Origin of the sequence: Cupriavidus sp. U2 (genome assembly GCF_009663685.2) — a bacterium.
Classification (GTDB): domain Bacteria; phylum Pseudomonadota; class Gammaproteobacteria; order Burkholderiales; family Burkholderiaceae; genus Cupriavidus; species Cupriavidus necator_C.
The window spans coordinates 469,304-487,226 of record NZ_RCOG02000012.1 but is presented as its reverse complement, the minus strand read 5'-3'; the positions used below and the strand labels follow the sequence as shown (position 1 = coordinate 487,226).

19 protein-coding genes are annotated in these 17,923 nt (G+C 67.3%); 15 read left to right on the top strand and 4 right to left on the bottom strand.

Features of this window, described 5'->3' with window-relative positions:
- The first annotated feature begins 161 nt into the window (after positions 1–161).
- The 5 genes from D9X30_RS12425 (at position 162) to D9X30_RS12405 (ending at position 5,438) form a co-directional block, all read left to right on the top strand.
- A complete protein-coding gene (locus D9X30_RS12425) occupies positions 162–1,730 on the top strand; it encodes an ABC transporter ATP-binding protein (RefSeq protein WP_249640947.1) in 1,569 nt (522 codons plus the stop codon).
- Entirely contained in the window at positions 1,723–2,817 is a 1,095-nt protein-coding gene (locus tag D9X30_RS12420; protein ID WP_153947512.1) for an ABC transporter permease, read from the top strand. The genes D9X30_RS12425 and D9X30_RS12420 overlap by 8 nt, the downstream gene beginning before the upstream one ends.
- A gap of 18 nt (positions 2,818–2,835) precedes the next feature.
- Positions 2,836–3,756: an ABC transporter permease gene (locus tag D9X30_RS12415; RefSeq protein WP_153947511.1), complete on the top strand. Its 921-nt coding sequence runs from the start codon at positions 2,836–2,838 to the stop codon at positions 3,754–3,756.
- A gap of 91 nt (positions 3,757–3,847) precedes the next feature.
- The gene (locus D9X30_RS12410) at positions 3,848–4,990 is read left to right on the top strand and encodes a BMP family ABC transporter substrate-binding protein (protein WP_153947509.1); all 1,143 of its coding nucleotides are present in this window, start codon (positions 3,848–3,850) and stop codon (positions 4,988–4,990) included.
- Between the two features lie 154 nt (positions 4,991–5,144).
- Positions 5,145–5,438: a YkvA family protein gene (locus D9X30_RS12405; protein ID WP_153947508.1), complete on the top strand. Its 294-nt coding sequence runs from the start codon at positions 5,145–5,147 to the stop codon at positions 5,436–5,438.
- Positions 5,439–5,523: 85 nt separating this feature from the next.
- Here the strand turns inward: D9X30_RS12405 and D9X30_RS12400 are convergent, their stop codons facing one another.
- The 3 genes from D9X30_RS12400 to D9X30_RS12390 are packed head-to-tail and all read right to left on the bottom strand — an operon-like array spanning position 5,524 to position 7,664.
- Positions 5,524–5,943, bottom strand: a complete 420-nt coding sequence (locus D9X30_RS12400; protein WP_153947506.1) for a methylglyoxal synthase — start codon at positions 5,941–5,943, stop codon at positions 5,524–5,526.
- Entirely contained in the window at positions 5,943–6,731 is a 789-nt protein-coding gene (locus tag D9X30_RS12395; RefSeq protein ID WP_153947504.1) for an SDR family oxidoreductase, read from the bottom strand. The genes D9X30_RS12400 and D9X30_RS12395 overlap by 1 nt, the downstream gene beginning before the upstream one ends.
- A 45-nt stretch (positions 6,732–6,776) precedes the next feature.
- Positions 6,777–7,664 carry a DMT family transporter gene (locus D9X30_RS12390; RefSeq protein ID WP_249640954.1) on the bottom strand — a complete coding sequence of 296 codons (888 nt, stop codon included), beginning with the start codon at positions 7,662–7,664 and terminating at the stop codon, positions 6,777–6,779.
- A gap of 265 nt (positions 7,665–7,929) precedes the next feature.
- On the opposite strand from D9X30_RS12390, the gene D9X30_RS12385 reads away from it, so the two are divergent.
- The 3 genes from D9X30_RS12385 to D9X30_RS12375 all read left to right on the top strand — a co-directional run bounded on the left by D9X30_RS12385 (position 7,930) and on the right by D9X30_RS12375 (position 9,993).
- Complete coding sequence (locus D9X30_RS12385; protein ID WP_153947503.1) at positions 7,930–8,946, top strand: Bug family tripartite tricarboxylate transporter substrate binding protein; 1,017 nt, start codon at positions 7,930–7,932, stop codon at positions 8,944–8,946.
- Between the two features lie 101 nt (positions 8,947–9,047).
- Positions 9,048–9,698 (top strand): uracil phosphoribosyltransferase, encoded by a 651-nt coding sequence (upp, locus tag D9X30_RS12380; RefSeq protein ID WP_153947501.1) that lies wholly within the window; start codon positions 9,048–9,050, stop codon positions 9,696–9,698.
- A 124-nt stretch (positions 9,699–9,822) separates the two neighbouring features.
- Positions 9,823–9,993 carry a DUF3149 domain-containing protein gene (locus D9X30_RS12375; protein ID WP_092594764.1) on the top strand — a complete coding sequence of 57 codons (171 nt, stop codon included), beginning with the start codon at positions 9,823–9,825 and terminating at the stop codon, positions 9,991–9,993.
- Between the two features lie 50 nt (positions 9,994–10,043).
- Here the strand turns inward: D9X30_RS12375 and D9X30_RS12370 are convergent, their stop codons facing one another.
- Positions 10,044–11,582, bottom strand: a complete 1,539-nt coding sequence (locus D9X30_RS12370) for a helicase HerA-like C-terminal domain-containing protein (RefSeq protein ID WP_153947499.1) — start codon at positions 11,580–11,582, stop codon at positions 10,044–10,046.
- 279 nt (positions 11,583–11,861) lie between these two features.
- On the opposite strand from D9X30_RS12370, the gene D9X30_RS12365 reads away from it, so the two are divergent.
- From D9X30_RS12365 to D9X30_RS12335, 7 genes are all read left to right on the top strand, one after another.
- Positions 11,862–12,587 carry a YebC/PmpR family DNA-binding transcriptional regulator gene (locus tag D9X30_RS12365; RefSeq protein WP_153947498.1) on the top strand — a complete coding sequence of 242 codons (726 nt, stop codon included), beginning with the start codon at positions 11,862–11,864 and terminating at the stop codon, positions 12,585–12,587.
- Between the two features lie 86 nt (positions 12,588–12,673).
- Positions 12,674–13,942: a phosphoribosylamine--glycine ligase gene (gene purD / locus D9X30_RS12360; protein ID WP_153947496.1), complete on the top strand. Its 1,269-nt coding sequence runs from the start codon at positions 12,674–12,676 to the stop codon at positions 13,940–13,942.
- Between the two features lie 146 nt (positions 13,943–14,088).
- Positions 14,089–15,000 carry an oxygen-dependent coproporphyrinogen oxidase gene (gene hemF, locus D9X30_RS12355; protein WP_153947494.1) on the top strand — a complete coding sequence of 304 codons (912 nt, stop codon included), beginning with the start codon at positions 14,089–14,091 and terminating at the stop codon, positions 14,998–15,000.
- Positions 15,001–15,005: 5 nt separating this feature from the next.
- Positions 15,006–15,740, top strand: a complete 735-nt coding sequence (locus tag D9X30_RS12350) for a nicotinate-nucleotide adenylyltransferase (RefSeq protein WP_153947493.1) — start codon at positions 15,006–15,008, stop codon at positions 15,738–15,740.
- A 20-nt stretch (positions 15,741–15,760) separates the two neighbouring features.
- Positions 15,761–16,546: a ribosome silencing factor gene (rsfS, locus tag D9X30_RS12345; protein ID WP_194946502.1), complete on the top strand. Its 786-nt coding sequence runs from the start codon at positions 15,761–15,763 to the stop codon at positions 16,544–16,546.
- A gap of 47 nt (positions 16,547–16,593) precedes the next feature.
- Positions 16,594–17,073 carry a 23S rRNA (pseudouridine(1915)-N(3))-methyltransferase RlmH gene (rlmH, locus tag D9X30_RS12340; RefSeq protein WP_153947490.1) on the top strand — a complete coding sequence of 160 codons (480 nt, stop codon included), beginning with the start codon at positions 16,594–16,596 and terminating at the stop codon, positions 17,071–17,073.
- Between the two features lie 209 nt (positions 17,074–17,282).
- Positions 17,283–17,885 (top strand): Maf family protein, encoded by a 603-nt coding sequence (locus D9X30_RS12335; protein ID WP_249640946.1) that lies wholly within the window; start codon positions 17,283–17,285, stop codon positions 17,883–17,885.
- The last annotated feature ends 38 nt before the right edge of the window (positions 17,886–17,923 follow it).

Here is a 17,923-nt window from a genome sequence, read left to right as displayed (position 1 = left end):
TCCGTCCAGCCCCCACGCACTTATATAATCCACCCCAAATTCCGGGCATCACGCAATCATGATGATGACGACCTGCCTCGCGGCGATGCTGCGCCACGCACAGCCGTCGTCACGTGCCTGAAAAACAGAACGTTGCTGCCACAACAATTCGAGCCGCCTCAGTGACATCACAATCCCCCCCCAGGCTGGCGCTTGCGCATATCACCAAGCGTTATCCCGGCGTGACCGCCAACGACGACGTCAGCCTGACCGTCGCGCCCGGCGAGATCCACGCCGTCCTTGGCGAAAACGGCGCCGGCAAGTCCACCTTGATGAAGATCATTTTCGGCGCGGTACGTCCCGACGCCGGCGAGATGCACTTCAATGGGGCGCCGGTTTCCATCGCCAGCCCCCACGACGCCCGCAACCTGGGCATCGCCATGGTGTTCCAGCATTTTTCGCTGTTCGACACGCTGACCGTGGCCGAGAACATCGCACTGGGCCTGTCGCCCGCCGATGCCGGCAATCTGAAGCAGCTATCGGAACGCATCCGCGCCACGGCCGAGCGGTATGGTCTGCCGCTGGAACCGCAACGGCACGTGCATACCCTGTCCGTGGGCGAGCGCCAGCGCGTGGAGATCGTGCGCGCGCTGCTGGCAAACCCGCAGTTGCTGATCCTGGACGAACCCACCTCGGTGCTGACGCCGCAGGCCGTGGAAACGCTGTTTGTCACGCTGCGCCAGCTGGCATCCGAAGGCACCAGCATCCTCTATATCAGCCACAAACTGGACGAAATCCGAGCTCTCTGCCACCACGCCACCGTGATGCGCATGGGCCGGGTGACCGGAAATTGCGACCCGCGCCAGCAAAGCGCGGCCGAGCTGTCGCGGCTGATGATCGGTGGCGAACCGCCGCGCGAAGCGCGTGTGGCCACCCAGCGCGGCGCGGTGAAGCTGTCGGTGCGCAACCTGTCGATGCCGCGCGCCCACCAGTTCGCCACGGAACTGCAACACATTGCACTGGACGTGCACGCCGGCGAAATCGTCGGCATCGCGGGGGTGTCGGGCAATGGCCAGCAGGAGCTGCTGGCTGCGCTGTCCGGCGAGGATGCGCGCACGGCCGGCGCAGCCATCGATCTGGACGGCAAGCCCGTGGGCCGGCTCGATGCCCGCGGCCGCCGCCGTGCGGGGCTGGCCTTCGTGCCCGAGGAACGGCTCGGCCGTGGCGCGGTGCCGGGCATGAGCCTGGCGTCGAATGTGTGGCTGTCGCACCAGACGCCGCCCTACGTGCAGGGCGGCATGGTGTCGCCCAGGGCAGCCGAAGGCCTGGCCGCCAGCATCATCAGCCGGTTCCGCGTCAAGGCCAGCGGGCCTGCGGCACTGGCGCGCAGCCTGTCGGGCGGCAACCTGCAGAAGTTCATCGTCGGCCGCGAGATCGAGGCCGGCCCGAAGGTGCTGATCGTGGCGCAGCCCACGTGGGGCGTCGATGTCGGCGCGGCCGCGCAGATCCACAACGAGATCCTGTCGCTGAAGGCCGCCGGGTGCGCGGTGCTGGTGGTATCCGAAGAACTCGACGAACTGTTCGCCATCTGCGACCGCCTGCACGTGATTGCCAAGGGCCAGCTGTCGCCGTCGATTCCCGTGGATATCGCCACGCGCGAGCAGGTGGGCCTGTGGATGAGCGGGCTGTGGGAAGGCGGGCCGGCCAGCCGGCGCGACCACGCCGACGCGGAGGTGCCGAGCCATGGCTAAAGTGCTATCTCCCGTTGTGCTGGCCCCGCGCGGCGCGCCGTCGCGCCCGATGGCCTATGCCTCGCCCGTGTTCGCGCTGGTGCTGACGCTGCTGTTCGGCGCGCTGCTGTTCCTGGCGCTGGGCAAGGACCCCGTGGCGGGCCTCAAGGTATTCCTGGTCGATCCGCTCAAGGACAAGCGCGCGATTGGCGAGGTGCTGCTCAAGACCGTGCCGCTGGTGCTGTGCGCGCTCGGGCTTTCGGTCTGCTATCGCGCCAACGTCTGGAATATCGGCGCCGATGGCCAGCTGATTGCCGGCGGCATCCTGGCCGGCGCCACGGTGCTCTGGTTCGATACGCCCGGCAGCACCTGGAGCGGCCCGGTGGTGCTGGTGCTGGCCGCGCTGGCCGGCTGCGTCGGCGGCATGTTGTGGGCATCGCTGACGGCGCTGCTCAAGGACCGCTGCAATGCCAACGAGATCCTGGTGTCGCTGATGCTGACCTATATCGCCCAGCAGTTGCTGCTGTGGGTGGTCAACGGTCCGCTGAAGGACCCCAACGGCATGAACTTCCCGCAGTCGAAGGTGTTTTCGTCGATGTTCCTGCTGCCCAACCTGCTGCCCGGTTCGCGCCTGCACATGGGCTTTGCCGTGATGCTGGCGCTGGTGGCCGTCATGACCGTGTTCGTGTTCCGCAGCTTTGCCGGCTACCGCCTGCAGGTGGGCGGCACCGCGCCGCTGGCCGCGCGCTATGCCGGGTTCTCGTCGCGCAGCGTGCTGTGGACGGCATTGATGATCTCGGGCGCCTTCGCGGGGCTGGCCGGCGCGTTCGAGGTGACCGGGCCGATCGGGCAGCTGCTGCCGTCGATCTCGCCCGGCTATGGCTTTACCGCGATCATCGTGGCCTTCGTCGGGCGGCTGCATCCGGTGGGCGCCGTGTTCGGCGGCATCGTGATGTCGCTGTTCTATATCGGCGGCGAAATGGCGCAGTCCCGGCTGGGCCTGCCGTCGGCGCTGGGCTGGGTGTTCCAGGGCATGCTGCTGTTCTTCCTGCTGGCCTGCGACACACTGATCGACAACCACCTGCGCTGGCGTGCGCGTGCCGCCTGATCCGGAGCTGACAACAATATGGAACAACTTGCTCCCCTGATCGCCACCGCGATCAACGCCGGCACCCCGCTGCTGCTGGCCGCGCTGGGCCTGCTGGTCAACGAACGCGCCGGCGTGCTGAACTTGGGTGCCGAAGGCATGATGCTGGTGGCCGCCGCCTTCGGCTTCATGGTCGGGTATCAGACCCAATCCCCGCTGCTGGGCTTCGTCGCCGGCGCTGGGGCCGGCATGCTGATGGCCACGCTGTTTTCGTGGCTGGCGCTGGTGCTGGCCACCAACCAGGTAGCCACCGGCCTGGCGCTGTCGATCTTCGGCACCGGCTTGTCCGCGTTCATCGCACAGCGGTTCGTGGGCTACGCCATGCCGGCCAAGGCCAGTGCCGTCCCGGGGCTGGCCGACATCCCGTTCATCGGCCCGGCATTCTTCCAGCATCACTGGATGGTGTATGTCAGCCTGCTGCTGTGCTTTGCCATCATGTGGTTCCTGTTCCGCACGCGCGCCGGCCTGACGCTGCGCGCCATCGGCGAATCGCCAGAATCGGCGCATGCGCTGGGCTATCCGGTGCGCTGGATCCGCTTTGGCGCGCTGCTGTTCGGCGGTGCCTGCTGCGGGCTGGCCGGAGCCTACCTGTCGCTGGTGTACACGCCGATGTGGGTGGAAAACCTTGTCGCAGGCCGTGGCTGGATCGCGCTGGCGCTGACCACGTTCGCCACGTGGCGGCCGGGCCGCGTGCTGGTGGGCGCCTGGCTGTTCGGCGGCGTGACGATCCTGCAGTTCTACCTGCAGGGCATCGGCGTATCGGTGCCGTCGCAATTCCTGTCGATGCTGCCCTACGCCGCCACCATCGTCGTGCTGGCCCTGATTTCGCGCAACCCGGCCTGGATTCGCCTGAACATGCCCGCATCGCTGGGCAAGCCGTTCCGTCCGGGCAACGCCTGAACACCCCTGTACCGCATCACCGAAGTCTTAAAAAACAGCAGTATCCGAAGTACAACCTCATCACAGAAGACGTCTTACTAGGAGAGATCGCATGATCGTGACACGCAGGACCACGCTGGCTGCCCTGGCCGCCACCGCCGTGCTGGCCCTGGCCGGATGCGGCAAGAAGGAAGCCGAGAAGCCGGCCGGGACCGCCGCGCCGGCATCCGCCCCCGCTGCTGCCGCCAGCGAACCGCTGAAGGTGGCCTTCGTCTACATCGGGCCGGTGGGCGATGCCGGCTGGACGTACGCCCACGACGCGGGCCGCAAGGCCGTGGAAGCGAAGTTCGGCGACAAGGTCAAGACCACGTACGTGGAAAACGTGCCCGAGTCCGCCGCCGACGCCGAGCGCGTGTTCCGCGATCTGGCCAGCCAGGGCAACAAGCTGATCTTCGGCACCACGTTCGGCTACATGGAATCGATGCTGAAGGTGGCCAAGGAATTCCCGGACGTGAAGTTCGAGCACGCCACGGGCTTCAAGACCGCCGACAACCTGGCCCAGTACGACGTGCGCACCTATGAAGGCGCGTACCTGGCGGGCGTGGTGGCCGGCAAGATGAGCAAGACCGGCAAGATGGGCGTGGTGGCATCGGTGCCGATTCCCGAGGTGATCCGCAACATCGATTCGTTCACGCTGGGCGCGCGCTCGGTGAACCCGAAGGCCACGGTCAAGGTGGTGTGGGTCAACAAGTGGTTCGACCCGGGCAAGGAACGTGAGGCCGCCACGACGCTGATCGGCCAGGGCGTGGACATGCTGATGCAGAACACCGACTCCGCCGCCGTGGTGCAGACCGCGCAGGAAAAAGGCGTGTACGCGTTCGGCTGGGACAGCGACATGAGCAAGTTCGGCGAGAAGGCGCACCTGGCGGCATCGGTGATCTCCTGGGGCGTCTACTACACCAAGGTGGTGGACGACGTGCTCAACAACCAGTGGAAGAACAGCACCATCTGGTGGGGCCTCAAGGAAGGCATGATCGACCTGAAGGGCTTCAACGCCGCGGTGCCGGAAGACGTCAAGGCGCTGGTCGAGGAGCGCAAGAAGGGCATCGTCGACGGCAGCGCGCCGATCTGGAAGGGTCCGATCAAGGACAACGCCGGCAAGGAACAGGTCGCCGGCGGCGCCGTGGCCGACGACGCCTTCCTGCACAACGTGAAGTTCTACGTCGAAGGCGTGGAAGGCAACGTGCCGGGCTGATCTTTCAAGCCCCCAGCCTGCTCCCCTCTCCCGCCCGGCGGGAGAGGGGAGAAAACACTGAGGAGGGGAGAAACCCTCAGGAACTTGAATACGCTTTGATCGGCCCAAGCTACTCGTTCATGCCCTGCTGAACGTGTGACCAAGGAGGCCCATCATGTGGAAGCGACTGTCAGCCCTGTGGACGCTGGTACGGCGCGACGGCCGGCTGTTCTGGTTTGCCCTGCGCCACCCCGACGCGCCGCCCTGGCTCAAGCCGGCCGCGTTCGGCCTGCTGTGCTACGCGATCTCGCCAATCGACCTGATCCCCGACGTGATCGCCGGCCTCGGCATCGTGGACGACGTCGTCATCATTCCGCTGGCCGTTCATCTGATTCTGAAGCGCCTGCCACCGCACATCCTGCGCCAGGCCGAGATGCGCGCCACCGCCACCACGGTCAGGCCGCGCTGACGCTGGCGCCCCCCCCCCGCGTCACCCAAAGAAAAACCGCTGCGGAAAGCAGCGGTTTTTTCATGGGCGCGAGGCTGGCCGGCGTTCAGGCCTTCGGCACGAAGCAGTGCCGCGCCAGTTCCACCACCAGCAACTCGGCCGTGGCCAGGTTGGTGGCGCACGGCACATTGTGGACGTCGCACGCACGCACCAGCGCGTTGATGTCCGGTTCGTGCGGCTGCGGGGTCATCGGGTCACGCAGGAAAATCACCGCCGTGACCCGCCCCTCGGCCAGTTGCGCGCCGATCTGCAGGTCGCCGCCCCATGGGCCGGACAACATACGGGTGACATCCAGTCCGACCTCGGCCGCGATACGGCCGCCTGTCGTGCCGGTGGCGAGCAGGTCGCACCGCGCCAGGAAGTCGCGATGGCGGCCGGCAAAGGCCACGATGTCGTCCTTCTTGTGATCGTGCGCGATCAGCGCGATTCGGGGCCGGGGCTCCGGCACGATTTCCGATGGTCCCATCAGAACGTCCCCGGGTAGGCGCCGCCGTCCAGCAGCACGTTCTGGCCCGTCATGTAGGCGGCCTGCTTGCTGCACAGGAACGCGCAGGTGGCGCCGAACTCGGCCGGATCGCCGAAGCGGCGGCTCGGGTTGGCGGCAGCGCGACGCTTGGCCATTTCCTCGATGCTGATACCGGCCTTCTGGGCGCCGCCTTCCATCGTCTTCTTCAGGCGGTCGGTGTCGAACGGCCCCGGCAGCAGGTTGTTCACGGTCACGCCATGCTGCGCCACTTCGCGCGCCAGGCCGGCCACGAAACCGGTCAGGCCCGAACGGGCACCATTGGACAGGCCCAGCACGTCGATCGGCGCCTTCACGGCACCGCTGGTGATGTTGACGATGCGGCCCCAGCGGCGCGCGATCATGCCGTCGATGGTCGACTTGATCAGTTCGATCGGCGTCAGCATGTTGGCGTCCAGCGCGGCGATCCACTCGTCGCGGCCCCAGTCGCGGAAGTTGCCCGGCGGCGGGCCGCCGGCGTTGTTCACCAGGATGTCCAGGTCGCCCAGCTTGGCCACGGCGTCCAGGGCCAGCTTGCGGCCTTCCGGCCGGGTGATGTCGGTAGCCACCGCGATCACGCGGCGGCCATGGCGGGCGCGCAGGTCGGCGGCGGCCTTCTCCAGCGCCTCGGCGCCACGGGCCACGATCACCACATCGACACCTTCCGCCGCGAGCGCATCGGCACACGCCAGCCCAAGCCCCTTGCTGGCGCCGCACACCAGCGCATGCTTACCGCGCAGTCCAAAATCCATGGCTTCCCTCTCCTTCCTTGGTTGGTTCTCTTCGAATGACTTGTTTCAGGCCTTCCGGCTCGACAGCAGATACATACCACCCAGCACCAGTGCGCTACCGGCCAGCTGCACGCCCGTGACCGGCTCGCCCAGCAGCCAGAACGCCAGCGCCAGCGTGGAGACCGGGCCGATCATGCCGGCCTGCGATGCCAGCGGCGCCCCGATGCGCGACACCGCGATCATCGTCAGCGACACCGGCAGCACGGTACAAAATACCGCGTTGATGACCGACAGCCACAGCACGGGTGCCGGCTGCGCCAGTTCGGCCAGCGGCCGGCCCAGCACCACGTACTGGATCACGCAGCACAGCGTGGAGACGCACATCGCATACGCCACCAGCCGCAGCGACCCCACGCGCTTGACCAGTTCGCCGCTCAGAATCAGATACACACCATACGACATCGCGCTGGCCAGCACCAGCGCGCCGCCCAGCCAGACCTGGCCGCCGCTGACATCCAGATCGTGCGCGAACACCAGCACGATGCCCGCATAGGCCAGCAGCAGCGAAATCCACTGGCGGGCATGAATATGGCGGCGGAACACCAGCGCCGTGACCAGCAGCACGAACGACGGCGTCAGGAACAGGATCAGCCGCTCCAGCCCGGCCGTGATGTACTGCAGGCCCAGGAAATCCAGGAAGCTCGACAGGTAATAGCCGATGAACCCGAGGAACACCACCCGGCCGCGATCGGCCCATGACAGCGCCGGCAGCTTGCGCGCCTGCCACCACCCGATGGCCATGAACAGCGGCACCGCGAACAGCATGCGCAGCGTGATGACCATCACGGCATCGACGCTGTAGCGGTACATGAGCTTGGCCACGATGGCCTTGGCGGAAAACAGCACGGCGCCGACGGCCGCGGTGGCAAGTCCGACGCGCTGTGCGACAGGCACTTCGGCGGACGGGGAGAGAGACTTCTGGGAAGCAGGCACGGGGACGCGGGAATCTTGACGCCGGGCCGCGCCCACGCTCAACGCAGGCGGCACGGCGGAACCCGCCGATTGTATGTCAACAGCCGCCAGTGCTCGGGGGCCGGCCCGCGGCGCCCGGGCATCCCGGCGGCAATGCCTGCTTTCCCATACAATGGGTCGCGCCGGGCCACGCACCGTCATGGTGCGTGCGCTGGCCATATAACAACATTCCGGAGATTCCCGAGCCATGCCGCTCCATCGCCTTGCCGCGCACCGTCGCGTTTTCCTGTCCGCCACCGTTCGTACCGCACTGGCCGCATCCGCCTTGTCGATGCTGGCCGGCGCCGGCGGTGCCCTGGCCGCCGACGCCTTCCCGAGCAAACCCATCCGCTTTGTCGTGCCCTACGCGGCGGGCGGCACCACTGACCTGGTGGCGCGCACCGTCGGGCAGCGCGTGGCCGAGAAGCTGGGGCAACCCGTGGTGATCGAGAACCGGCCCGGCGCGGGCGGCAACATCGGCATGGAAGCCGTGACCAAGGCGCCTGCCGATGGCTACACGATCGGCTTTGGCGCCATTTCGACCAACGCGCTGAACCCGCATATCTACAAGCACGTACCGTTCGATCCGCGCCGCGATTTCACGGCCATCAGCCTGCTGGGCACCTCGACCATCGTGCTGGAAGTGAACAACGACCTGCCCGTGAAGACGGTGCCGGAACTGATCGCCTATGCCAAGGCGCATCCGGGGCTGACCTATGCCACGGCGGGCACCGGCACGTCGATGCACCTGGCCGGCGCGATGTTCTCGCAGATGACGCAGACCGGGCTGGTCCATGTGCCTTACAAGGGCAGCAGCCCGGCCATCAACGACATGCTGGGCGGTCATATCCAGGTGATGTTCGACAACCTGCCCGCGTCGCTGCCCCATATCCAGGCCGGCAAGCTGCGCGCGCTGGCCGTGGCGGGCAAGACGCGCTCGCCGTCGCTGCCCAACGTGCCCACGCTGGCCGAAGCCGGCCTGCCCGGCTATGCCGTGGAACCGTGGTTTGGCGTGTATGGCCCGGCCAACCTGCCCGCCCCGGTGACCCAGGCCTTGAACGCCGCCTTCGTCGAGGCCCTGGCCCGCCCCGACGTGCGCGACAAGCTGGCCCAGGCCGGTTTCAACCCGAAGGGATCGAGCGCAAATGAACTGCAGACGCTGACGCAAACCGAGTACGAGCGGTTCGGAAAGGTCGCAAAATCGGCGGCCATCACGGTGGACTGACCGCCCAGCCGCCTCGCTCGGCCCGGCGCGCATCCATTACAATCGCGCTGCATCGGGCCCTCTCGCCTCAGGGAGGGCCCCTACCGTTTGCCGAGCCCGCCATGAAACAGGATCCCCGCTTCCCCAACCTCTTCATCCTCGATCACCCGCTGATCCAGCACAAGCTGTCGCACATGCGCGACAAGGAAACGTCGACACGCACGTTCCGCGAGCTGCTGCGCGAGATCACGCTGCTGATGGGCTACGAGATCACGCGCAACCTGCCGCTGACCACGCGCCGCATCGAGACCCCGCTGGTGGAAGTGGACGCTCCCGTCATCGCCGGCAAGAAGCTGACGATCGTGCCGGTGCTGCGCGCCGGCGTGGGCATGAGCGACGGCCTGGTGGAGCTGATTCCGTCGGCGCGGATCGGCCACATCGGCGTGTACCGCGACGAACAGCACCGCCCGGTGGAATATCTGGTGCGCCTGCCGGACCTGGAAGACCGCTCGTTCATCCTGTGCGATCCGATGGTGGCCACCGGCTATTCGGCCGCGCATGCGGTGGACGTGCTCAAGCGCCGTGGCGTCCCCGACGAAGCCATCACGTTCGTGGCGCTGGTCGCCGCGCCGGAAGGCGTAGAAGTGTTTCAGAAGGCGCATCCGGGCGTGAAGCTGTTCGTGGCGTCGCTGGACAGCCATCTGGACGCGCACGCCTATATCGTGCCGGGCCTGGGCGATGCGGGCGACCGCCTGTTCGGCACCAAGAACTGAGTGTCCGTGACGCCGGCTGGCGTTGTCCGAGCCAGCGGCATTTGACGCGCCTCAATGTTGATGGGGGCCGGCTGATCCAGACTGGAATGCCGTCTACGGCATATTCCAAGCAAGGAGCCACCCCATGGAAGCACTGAAAATCCTGACCTCCACGGCGACCGGCCTGGCCAGCCTGGCCGTCATCGCATTCATCATCGGCATGGCGGCCTTCTATGCCTGCCTGTTCGCCCGCAAGGCGCGCGAGGATGCGGAAGCCGCCAGGCGCGGCTCGGAATCATCGGGTCGCCCGCAATAAAAGACGCCCGCGCAACGCGGGCGTTTCCACATGGCGGTCCTGGCGGATGACTACTTTTTCTTGCCGCCGCCCAGCAGGCTGCCCAGCACACCGCGAATCAGTTCGCGCCCGACCTGCGACCCCACCGTACGCGCCGCCGACTTGGCCACCGACTCCAGAATCGAATCGCCGCGCCCGGTCTTGCCCGTGCCGCGCGTGAGCGAGCCCCAGACTTCACCGACCCAGCCGCCCTCTTCCTGTGCCGGGGCGCCGCCCGGTTGGGCGCCAGGCTTCGGGGGAACCTTCGCATCGGCCGGCGCGCCGTTGGGCGCCTGCGCCACGGCGCCACGCAGTTTTTCGTAGGCCGATTCACGATCGATGGTCTGCTCGTACGTGCCGGCCACCAGCGAACCGGCGATCAGCGCCCTGCGTTCGTCGTCGTTGATCGGACCAATCCGGCTGCCCGGCGCCAGCACCCAGGCGCGCTCGGTCACGCCCGGCGTGCCCTTGGCATCGAGGCACGACACCAGCGCCTCGCCCACGCCCAGCTCACCGATCACCTGCTCCAGGTCCAGCTTCGGATTGGCCCGCATGGTCGTCGCCGCCACCTTGACCGCCTTCTGGTCGCGCGGCGTGAAGGCGCGCAGCGCGTGCTGCACGCGGTTGCCCAGCTGGCCCAGCACGGTGTCTGGGATATCCACGGGGTTCTGCGTCACGAAATACACCCCTACGCCCTTGGACCGCACCAGCCGCACCACCTGCTCGATCTTGTCGAGAAGCGCCTTGGGGGCGTCGTTGAACAGCAGATGCGCCTCGTCGAAGAAGAACACGAGCTTGGGCTTGTCGAGATCACCGGCCTCGGGCAGCTTTTCGAACAATTCCGATAGCATCCAGAGCAGGAAGGTGGCATAGAGGCGCGGCGCGTTCATCAGCTTGTCGGCCGCCAGGATATTGACGACGCCCTGGCCCTTCTCGGTCTGGATAAAGTCGTCCAGGTTCAGCATCGGTTCGCCGAAGAACCTGTCGGCGCCCTGCGATTCCAGCGCCACCAGGCCGCGCTGGATGGCCCCGATCGACGCCGACGAGATATTGCCGTACTCGGTGGTGAACTGACTCGCGTTGTCGCCCACGTACTGCAGCATCGCGCGCAGGTCCTTGGCATCGAGCAGCAGCAGGCCGCCGGCATCGGCAATGCGGAACACCAGGTTCAGCACGCCCTGCTGGGTGTCGTTGAGTTCCAGCATGCGCGACAGCAGCAGCGGGCCCATGTGCGACACCGTGGCACGCACCGGATGGCCTTTTTCGCCGAAAACGTCCCACAGCGTGGTCGGGCAGCCGCCCCACACGGGCTCGGGCAGGCCGTGTTCCGCCAGGCGGGCCTTCAACTTGTCCGATGGCTGGCCCGGCTGGGATATGCCGGTAAGGTCACCTTTGACGTCGGCCATGAATACCGGCACGCCCAGCCGCGAGAAGCCCTGCGCCAGGGTCTGCAGCGTGACGGTCTTGCCGGTGCCGGTGGCGCCGGTGATCAGGCCGTGCCGGTTGCCCATTTCAGGCAGCAGCACCATTTCGTGGTCGGCGTTCTTGGCGATGAGGATGGGATCGGCCATGGCGGGGTCTCGTCGGTCGGCGGTCGGGGCAGGAAACAGGTGCGCTGCGGATAGGGAACGCGTGCAGGCGGGGCAAACAACCCATACATGGCACTGCGGCGGCAGGGGCGCGTGATAAAATCCTGCGCTGATTATAGCCAGCAGATTGGCACATCAATCACATGGCGTGGCCGCCGGATCGTCAGGATTCGTCCCAGAGACCCATCCGGCCCGGCCCCGCCGGCGCAATGCCGCCGGGTTCCCACACCACACGACACGTTTTCCGCTTCGGAGAGAAACATGGCCGGTCATTCCAAATGGGCCAACATCAAACACAAGAAAGCTGCCGCTGACGCCAAGCGCGGCAAGATCTGGACACGCCTGATCAAGGAAATCACCGTGGCCGCCAAGCTCGGCGGCGGTGACATCGATTCGAACCCGCGCCTGCGCCTGGCCATGGAAAAGGCCATGGACGCCAACATGCCCAAGGACAACATCCAGCGGGCGATCCAGCGCGGCGTGGGTGGCCTGGAAGGCGCCAACTACGAAGAAATCCGCTACGAGGGCTACGGTCTGGCCGGCGCCGCGATCATCGTTGACTGCCTGACCGACAACCGTACCCGTACCGTGGCCGAAGTGCGCCACGCGTTCTCGAAGCACGGCGGCAACATGGGCACCGAGGGTTCGGTGGCGTTCATGTTCACGCACTGCGGCCAGTTCCTGTTCGCGCCGGAAACGCCCGAGGACAAGCTGATGGACGCCGCGCTCGAAGCCGGCGCCGACGACGTGGTGACCAACGACGACGGCTCGATCGAAGTCACCTGCCCGCCCAACGATTTCGGCGCGGTCAAGGCTGCCCTGGAAGCGGCCGGCTTCAAGGCCGAACTGGCCGACGTGGTGATGAAGCCGCAGAACGAGGTCGGCTTTACCGGCGACGACGCCGTCAAGATGCAGAAGCTGCTGGACGCGCTGGAAAACCTGGACGACGTACAGGAAGTCTTCACCAACGCGGTGATCGAGGAATAAGTTCCTCGCGCCGCGCCCCACGGCGGCAGCCCGGACCCCAGTCCAGCTGCCGCTTTTCGCATGCGTTTCTTTTCTGGCAGTGGATCATGAAAGTTTTGGTTGTCGGTTCCGGTGGGCGTGAGCACGCACTGGCCTGGAAATTGGCCCAGTCGCCCAAGGTGCAGGTCGTCTACGTGGCGCCGGGCAACGGCGGCACAGCGCTCGACAAGCGCCTGCAGAACGTGCCGCTGACCGATCCCGAAGTGCTGGCCGCCTTTGTGGAGCGTGAAGGCGTGGCCTTCACCGTGGTGGGCCCCGAGGCCCCGCTGGCCGCCGGTATCGTCGATGTGTTCCGCGCCCGCGGCCTGCGCATCTTCGGGCCGACCAAGGCTGCCGCGCAGCTGGAATCGTCGAAGGACTTCGCCAAGGCGTTCATGCATCGCCATGGCATTCCGACCGCCTTCTACAAGACGTTCTCGGACGCCGCCGGCGCCCACGCCTATATCGACGCGCAGGGCGCGCCGATCGTGATCAAGGCCGACGGCCTGGCCGCGGGCAAGGGCGTGGTGGTGGCGATGACGCTGGAAGAAGCGCACGGCGCCGTGGACATGATGCTGGCCGACAACAAGCTTGGCGATGCCGGCGCCCGCGTGGTGATCGAGGAATTCCTGGAAGGCGAGGAAGCCAGCTTCATCGTGATGGTGGACGGCAAGAACGTGCTGGCCCTGGCCACCAGCCAGGACCACAAGCGCCTGCTGGACGCCGACGCCGGCCCCAATACGGGCGGCATGGGCGCCTATTCGCCGGCCCCGGTGGTGACGCCGGCCCTGCACGCCCGCGCGCTGCGCGAGATCATCCTGCCGACCGTGCGCGGCATGGAAAAGGACGGCATCCCCTTTACGGGCTTCCTCTACGCCGGCCTGATGATCGACAAGGACGGCAACCCGAAGACGCTGGAATTCAACTGCCGCATGGGCGATCCGGAAACGCAGCCGATCATGGCGCGCCTGAAGACCGACCTGGTCGACGTGATGGAAGCCGCCGTGGATGGCAAGCTGGACCAGATCGAGCTGGACTGGGACCGCCGCACCGCGCTGGGCGTGGTCATTGCCGCCTACGACTACCCGGAAAACCCCCGCAAGGGTGACGTCATCACCGGCATCCCCGCCGAAACCGACGACGCCGTGACGTTCCACGCGGGCACCACGCTGCAGGACGGCACGCTGCGCACGTCCGGCGGCCGCGTGCTGTGCGTGGTGGGCCTGGCCGACACGGTCAAGGCCGCGCAGAAGAACGCCTATGCCGCCGTGGAGCAGATCCACTTCGACGGCATGCAGTTCCGGACCGACATCGGCTACCGCGCCATCAAGCGCTGACCGCGCCCGCCGCCGTCGTCAGACCGGTTTTGCCCGGATTCGCCCCGGTCCCCGTGGGGCGAATCCAGCCGGTACAATCGTGACACCGCGATGACGGCCGGCCCCGCCCGGCCGTCTTTGCCACCGGCCACCCTCACCCGCCCATCATGATCGATTCCCAGGCAGTCCGTGACTATCTGCTCGGCCTGCAAGACCGCATCACCGACGCCGTTGCCGCCATCGACGGCCAGGCGTTCCTGACCGACAGCTGGGAGAAGCCCCCCACCGAACGCCTGCGCGGCAGTGGGCGCACGCGCATCCTGGAGGGCGGTGCGGTCATGGAACGGGCCGGCGTGGGCTTTTCGCACGTGCGCGGCGACACGCTGCCGCCATCGGCCAGCGCCAACCGGCCCGAACTGGCCGGGCGCAGCTTCGAGGCCCTGGGGGTGTCGCTGGTTTTCCATCCGCGCAACCCGCATGTGCCCACCGTGCATATGAACGTGCGCTGCTTCATCGCCGTGAAGCCCGGTGCCGAGCCGGTCTGGTGGTTTGGCGGCGGCATGGACCTGACGCCCTACTACGGCGTCGCCGACGACTGCGCGCACTTCCACCGTACCTGCAAGGCGGCGCTGGCACCGTTTGGCGATGACCTGTACCCGCGCTTCAAGCAGTGGTGCGACGAGTATTTCTTCCTCAGGCATCGCGGCGAGGCGCGCGGCATCGGCGGCATCTTCTTTGACGATTTCTCCGCCCCGGGCTTCGACCTGAGCTTTGCGATGATGCGCTCGGTGGGCGATGCCTTCCTGGACGCCTACCTGCCGATCCTGCGCGCGCGCAAGGACACGCCCTATGGCGAACGCGAGCGCGACTTCCAGGCCTATCGTCGCGGGCGCTACGTCGAATTCAACCTGGTGTTCGATCGCGGCACGCTGTTCGGGCTGCAGTCGGGCGGCCGGGCCGAGTCGATCCTGATGTCGATGCCCCCGCAGGTGACCTGGCGCTACGACTGGCAGCCTCAGCCGGGCACGCCGGAAGCGGCGCTCTATACCGATTTCCTGCCGGCGCGCGCGTGGGCCTGAACCTGATGACCGAAGCCCCCCAAGCCGCCGCCCGCATCGACGATCCGCAGCGCCCCTACCGCCTGGGTATCCTCGGCGGCACCTTCGACCCGCCCCATCGCGGCCATGTCGCGCTGGCGCAACTGTGCATCGACCACCTGGACCTGGACGAACTGGTCTGGATCCCGACCGGCCATTCGTGGCAGAAGGGCGACCACGTGACCCCGGCCGCCGACCGCTTCGCCATGACCGAACTGGCGGCCGCATCGCTGGTGCCGGGCCGCGCCAAGGTACGTGTCAGCCGCATGGAAGTGGACCGCGACGGCCCGAGCTACACGATCGACACCGTACGCCACCTGCGCGATGCATACGGCCCGCATACGTCGATGGCGTGGCTGATGGGCGCCGACCAGTTGCTGCGGCTGCACACCTGGCACGGCTGGGAGGCGCTGTTCGAACAGGTGCACCTGTGCATCGCCACGCGACCGGGCTTTCACCTGGAAGAACTGGGCGGGCCGGTGCTTGCCGCGCTGCAGGAACGCCTGGCGGACACGCACCTGATACAATGCTCGCCCTCCGGACATATGTGGATCGACCAGACGCTGGCCGTCGACCTGTCGTCCACCGGCCTGCGCGAGCACCTGGCCGAAGGCCTGTTGCCGGACCAGAAGGATGACCGACTGCCGGCCGGCGTGGCACACTACATCGCGCGTCACGGGTTGTACCGACACCCCTCGCCCGACGCGCCCCTACCCGAATGAAGCTGAACAAGAAAGACACCATGGATATTCGTAAACTGCAGCGCGCGATCGTCGACGGGCTCGAGGATGTGAAGGCGCAGGACATCAAGGTGTTCGACACCACTCACCTGACCGAACTGTTCGACCGGGTGGTGATCGCCAGCGGCAATTCGAACCGCCAGACCAAGGCCCTGGCGGCATCGGTACGGGAAACGGTCAAGGACGCCGGCGGCCATATCGTGGCCGTGGAAGGTCTGGAAACCGGCGAGTGGGTGCTGGTGGACTGCGGCGACGCCGTGGTGCATATCCTGCAGCCCCAACTGCGCCAGTACTACAACCTCGAGGAAATCTGGGGCGACAAGCCGGTCCGCGTGAAGCTGGCCGCTGCCAAGGGCCTGGCCAAGGCCAGCGAGCCGATGGACGACGAGGACGCCGAACCGGCCCCGCGCGTGCGCCGTGCGTCGAACCTGCGCCCGGCACTGGCCCGCCTGCCCGAAGGCATGAAGGAGCCGTCGCCGCCGATGGGCCACGAGGACACCGACCCGGACGCCATCGCCACGATCCGCAAGCCGGTCCGCAAGACCAGCAGCAGCGGCACGGCCGCCAAGGCGCCGGCGCGCAAGACCACCACGGCCCGCAAGACGTCGTCCGGCACGGCCGCGAAGACCCCGGCGCGCAAGACGGCCGCCGGCACCGGCGCCAAGGCCCCGGCACGCAAGACCGCCGCCGGCACGGCCACCAAGGCCCCGGCACGCAAGACGGCCGCCACCAAGACCGCAGCCGCCAAGACCGCCGCGCCGCGCAAGCGCGCCACGCGCTCGGCCTGAGCGCAGGCGGCCCGCCGTCCTGAAGGTATTTCCACCGGGCATCGCACATGCAACTCGTGATCGTGGCCGTTGGCCACAAGATGCCCGCGTGGATCGAATCCGGCTTTGCCGAGTACACCAAGCGGATGCCGCCCGAGCTGCGCATCGAGCTTCGCGAGGTCAAGCCCGAAGCGCGGTCGTCCAGCAACAACGCCGCCACGGTGATGCAGCGCGAAGCGGCGCGCATCGAGGCCGTGCTGGGTTCGCTGTCGAAGCAGTTGCGGATTGTCGCGCTTGACGAGCGGGGCAAGGACTGGACCACCGTGCAGCTGGCCGAGCAGTTGACCGGGTGGCAGCGCGAAGGCGGCGACGTCGCCTTCCTGATCGGCGGTGCCGACGGACTCGATCCCGCACTCAAGGCGCGCGCCCAGACGCTGGTGCGCCTGTCCAGCCTGACCCTGCCGCACGGCATGGTGCGCGTGCTGCTGGCCGAACAGCTATACCGCGCCTGGTCGGTCACGCAGAACCACCCCTACCATCGCGCCTGATCCAATCCCCCCCTGGTTCGCTCCCCTCTCCCGCTCGCGGGAGAGGGGCTGGGGGTGAGGGCATCGAGGTTCTGCTTGCCGACCTGTGGCAATTTGAACCGCCCTACTCCCTCTCCCGCCATGAGGGAGAGGGGAACCAGGCCCACGCGGGCCGCGGAAGCCGATTCCGAGCCGGTACAATCGTCGCCAACAACTGCTGGCCGATTTCCGTGACCTCACTCCTCTATCTTGCTTCCCAAAGCCCACGCCGCCGCGAGCTGCTGACCCAGCTTGGCGTCCAGTACGAACTGCTGCTGGCCGATGCCGGCGGAGACGCCGAGGCGCTCGAAGCCATACTGCCCGGTGAATCGCCCGACGCCTACGTACAGCGGGTCTGCGCCCTCAAGGCCGATGCCGCACTGCAGCGCCGCGTGCGGCGCGGCCTGCCCGATGCGCCGATCCTGACCTCCGATACCACCGTCTGCCGGGGTGGCGACATCCTTGGCAAGCCGATTGACGCCGCAGATGCCGCGCGCATGCTGGCTACGCTGTCCGGCACCACGCACCGCGTGCTGACGGCGGTGACGGTGGTGTCGGCGCTGGGCCAGCGCCATGCGCTGTCGATCTCGCACGTCACATTCCGCGCCATGGGCGCCGCCGAGATCGACCGCTACGTGGCCAGCGGCGAGCCGCTCGGCAAGGCCGGCGCCTATGGCATTCAGGGGCGCGCAGCCGAGTTCGTCGAGCGTATCGACGGGAGCTATTCGGGTATCATGGGCCTGCCCTTGTTCGAGACGGCGGCGCTGTTGCGCGAGGCGGGTCTGCGCTTCTGACCTCGCCCCCTCCGCCGCATCCGGCCAGGGCATGCAGG

What these genes read in the sequence shown, in the direction of transcription:
- D9X30_RS12420 (WP_153947512.1), top strand. Translation starts at nt 1,723, where the DNA reads ATGGCTAAAGTGCTATCTCCCGTTGTGCTGGCCCCGCGCGGCGCGCCG.
- D9X30_RS12415 (WP_153947511.1), top strand. Translation starts at nt 2,836, where the DNA reads ATGGAACAACTTGCTCCCCTGATCGCCACCGCGATCAACGCCGGCACC.
- D9X30_RS12410 (WP_153947509.1), top strand. Translation starts at nt 3,848, where the DNA reads ATGATCGTGACACGCAGGACCACGCTGGCTGCCCTGGCCGCCACCGCC.
- D9X30_RS12405 (WP_153947508.1), top strand. Translation starts at nt 5,145, where the DNA reads ATGTGGAAGCGACTGTCAGCCCTGTGGACGCTGGTACGGCGCGACGGC.
- D9X30_RS12400 (WP_153947506.1), bottom strand. Translation starts at nt 5,943, where the DNA reads ATGGGACCATCGGAAATCGTGCCGGAGCCCCGGCCCCGAATCGCGCTG.
- D9X30_RS12395 (WP_153947504.1), bottom strand. Translation starts at nt 6,731, where the DNA reads ATGGATTTTGGACTGCGCGGTAAGCATGCGCTGGTGTGCGGCGCCAGC.
- D9X30_RS12385 (WP_153947503.1), top strand. Translation starts at nt 7,930, where the DNA reads ATGCCGCTCCATCGCCTTGCCGCGCACCGTCGCGTTTTCCTGTCCGCC.
- upp (WP_153947501.1), top strand. Translation starts at nt 9,048, where the DNA reads ATGAAACAGGATCCCCGCTTCCCCAACCTCTTCATCCTCGATCACCCG.
- D9X30_RS12375 (WP_092594764.1), top strand. Translation starts at nt 9,823, where the DNA reads ATGGAAGCACTGAAAATCCTGACCTCCACGGCGACCGGCCTGGCCAGC.
- D9X30_RS12370 (WP_153947499.1), bottom strand. Translation starts at nt 11,582, where the DNA reads ATGGCCGATCCCATCCTCATCGCCAAGAACGCCGACCACGAAATGGTG.
- D9X30_RS12365 (WP_153947498.1), top strand. Translation starts at nt 11,862, where the DNA reads ATGGCCGGTCATTCCAAATGGGCCAACATCAAACACAAGAAAGCTGCC.
- purD (WP_153947496.1), top strand. Translation starts at nt 12,674, where the DNA reads ATGAAAGTTTTGGTTGTCGGTTCCGGTGGGCGTGAGCACGCACTGGCC.
- hemF (WP_153947494.1), top strand. Translation starts at nt 14,089, where the DNA reads ATGATCGATTCCCAGGCAGTCCGTGACTATCTGCTCGGCCTGCAAGAC.
- D9X30_RS12350 (WP_153947493.1), top strand. Translation starts at nt 15,006, where the DNA reads ATGACCGAAGCCCCCCAAGCCGCCGCCCGCATCGACGATCCGCAGCGC.
- rsfS (WP_194946502.1), top strand. Translation starts at nt 15,761, where the DNA reads ATGGATATTCGTAAACTGCAGCGCGCGATCGTCGACGGGCTCGAGGAT.
- rlmH (WP_153947490.1), top strand. Translation starts at nt 16,594, where the DNA reads ATGCAACTCGTGATCGTGGCCGTTGGCCACAAGATGCCCGCGTGGATC.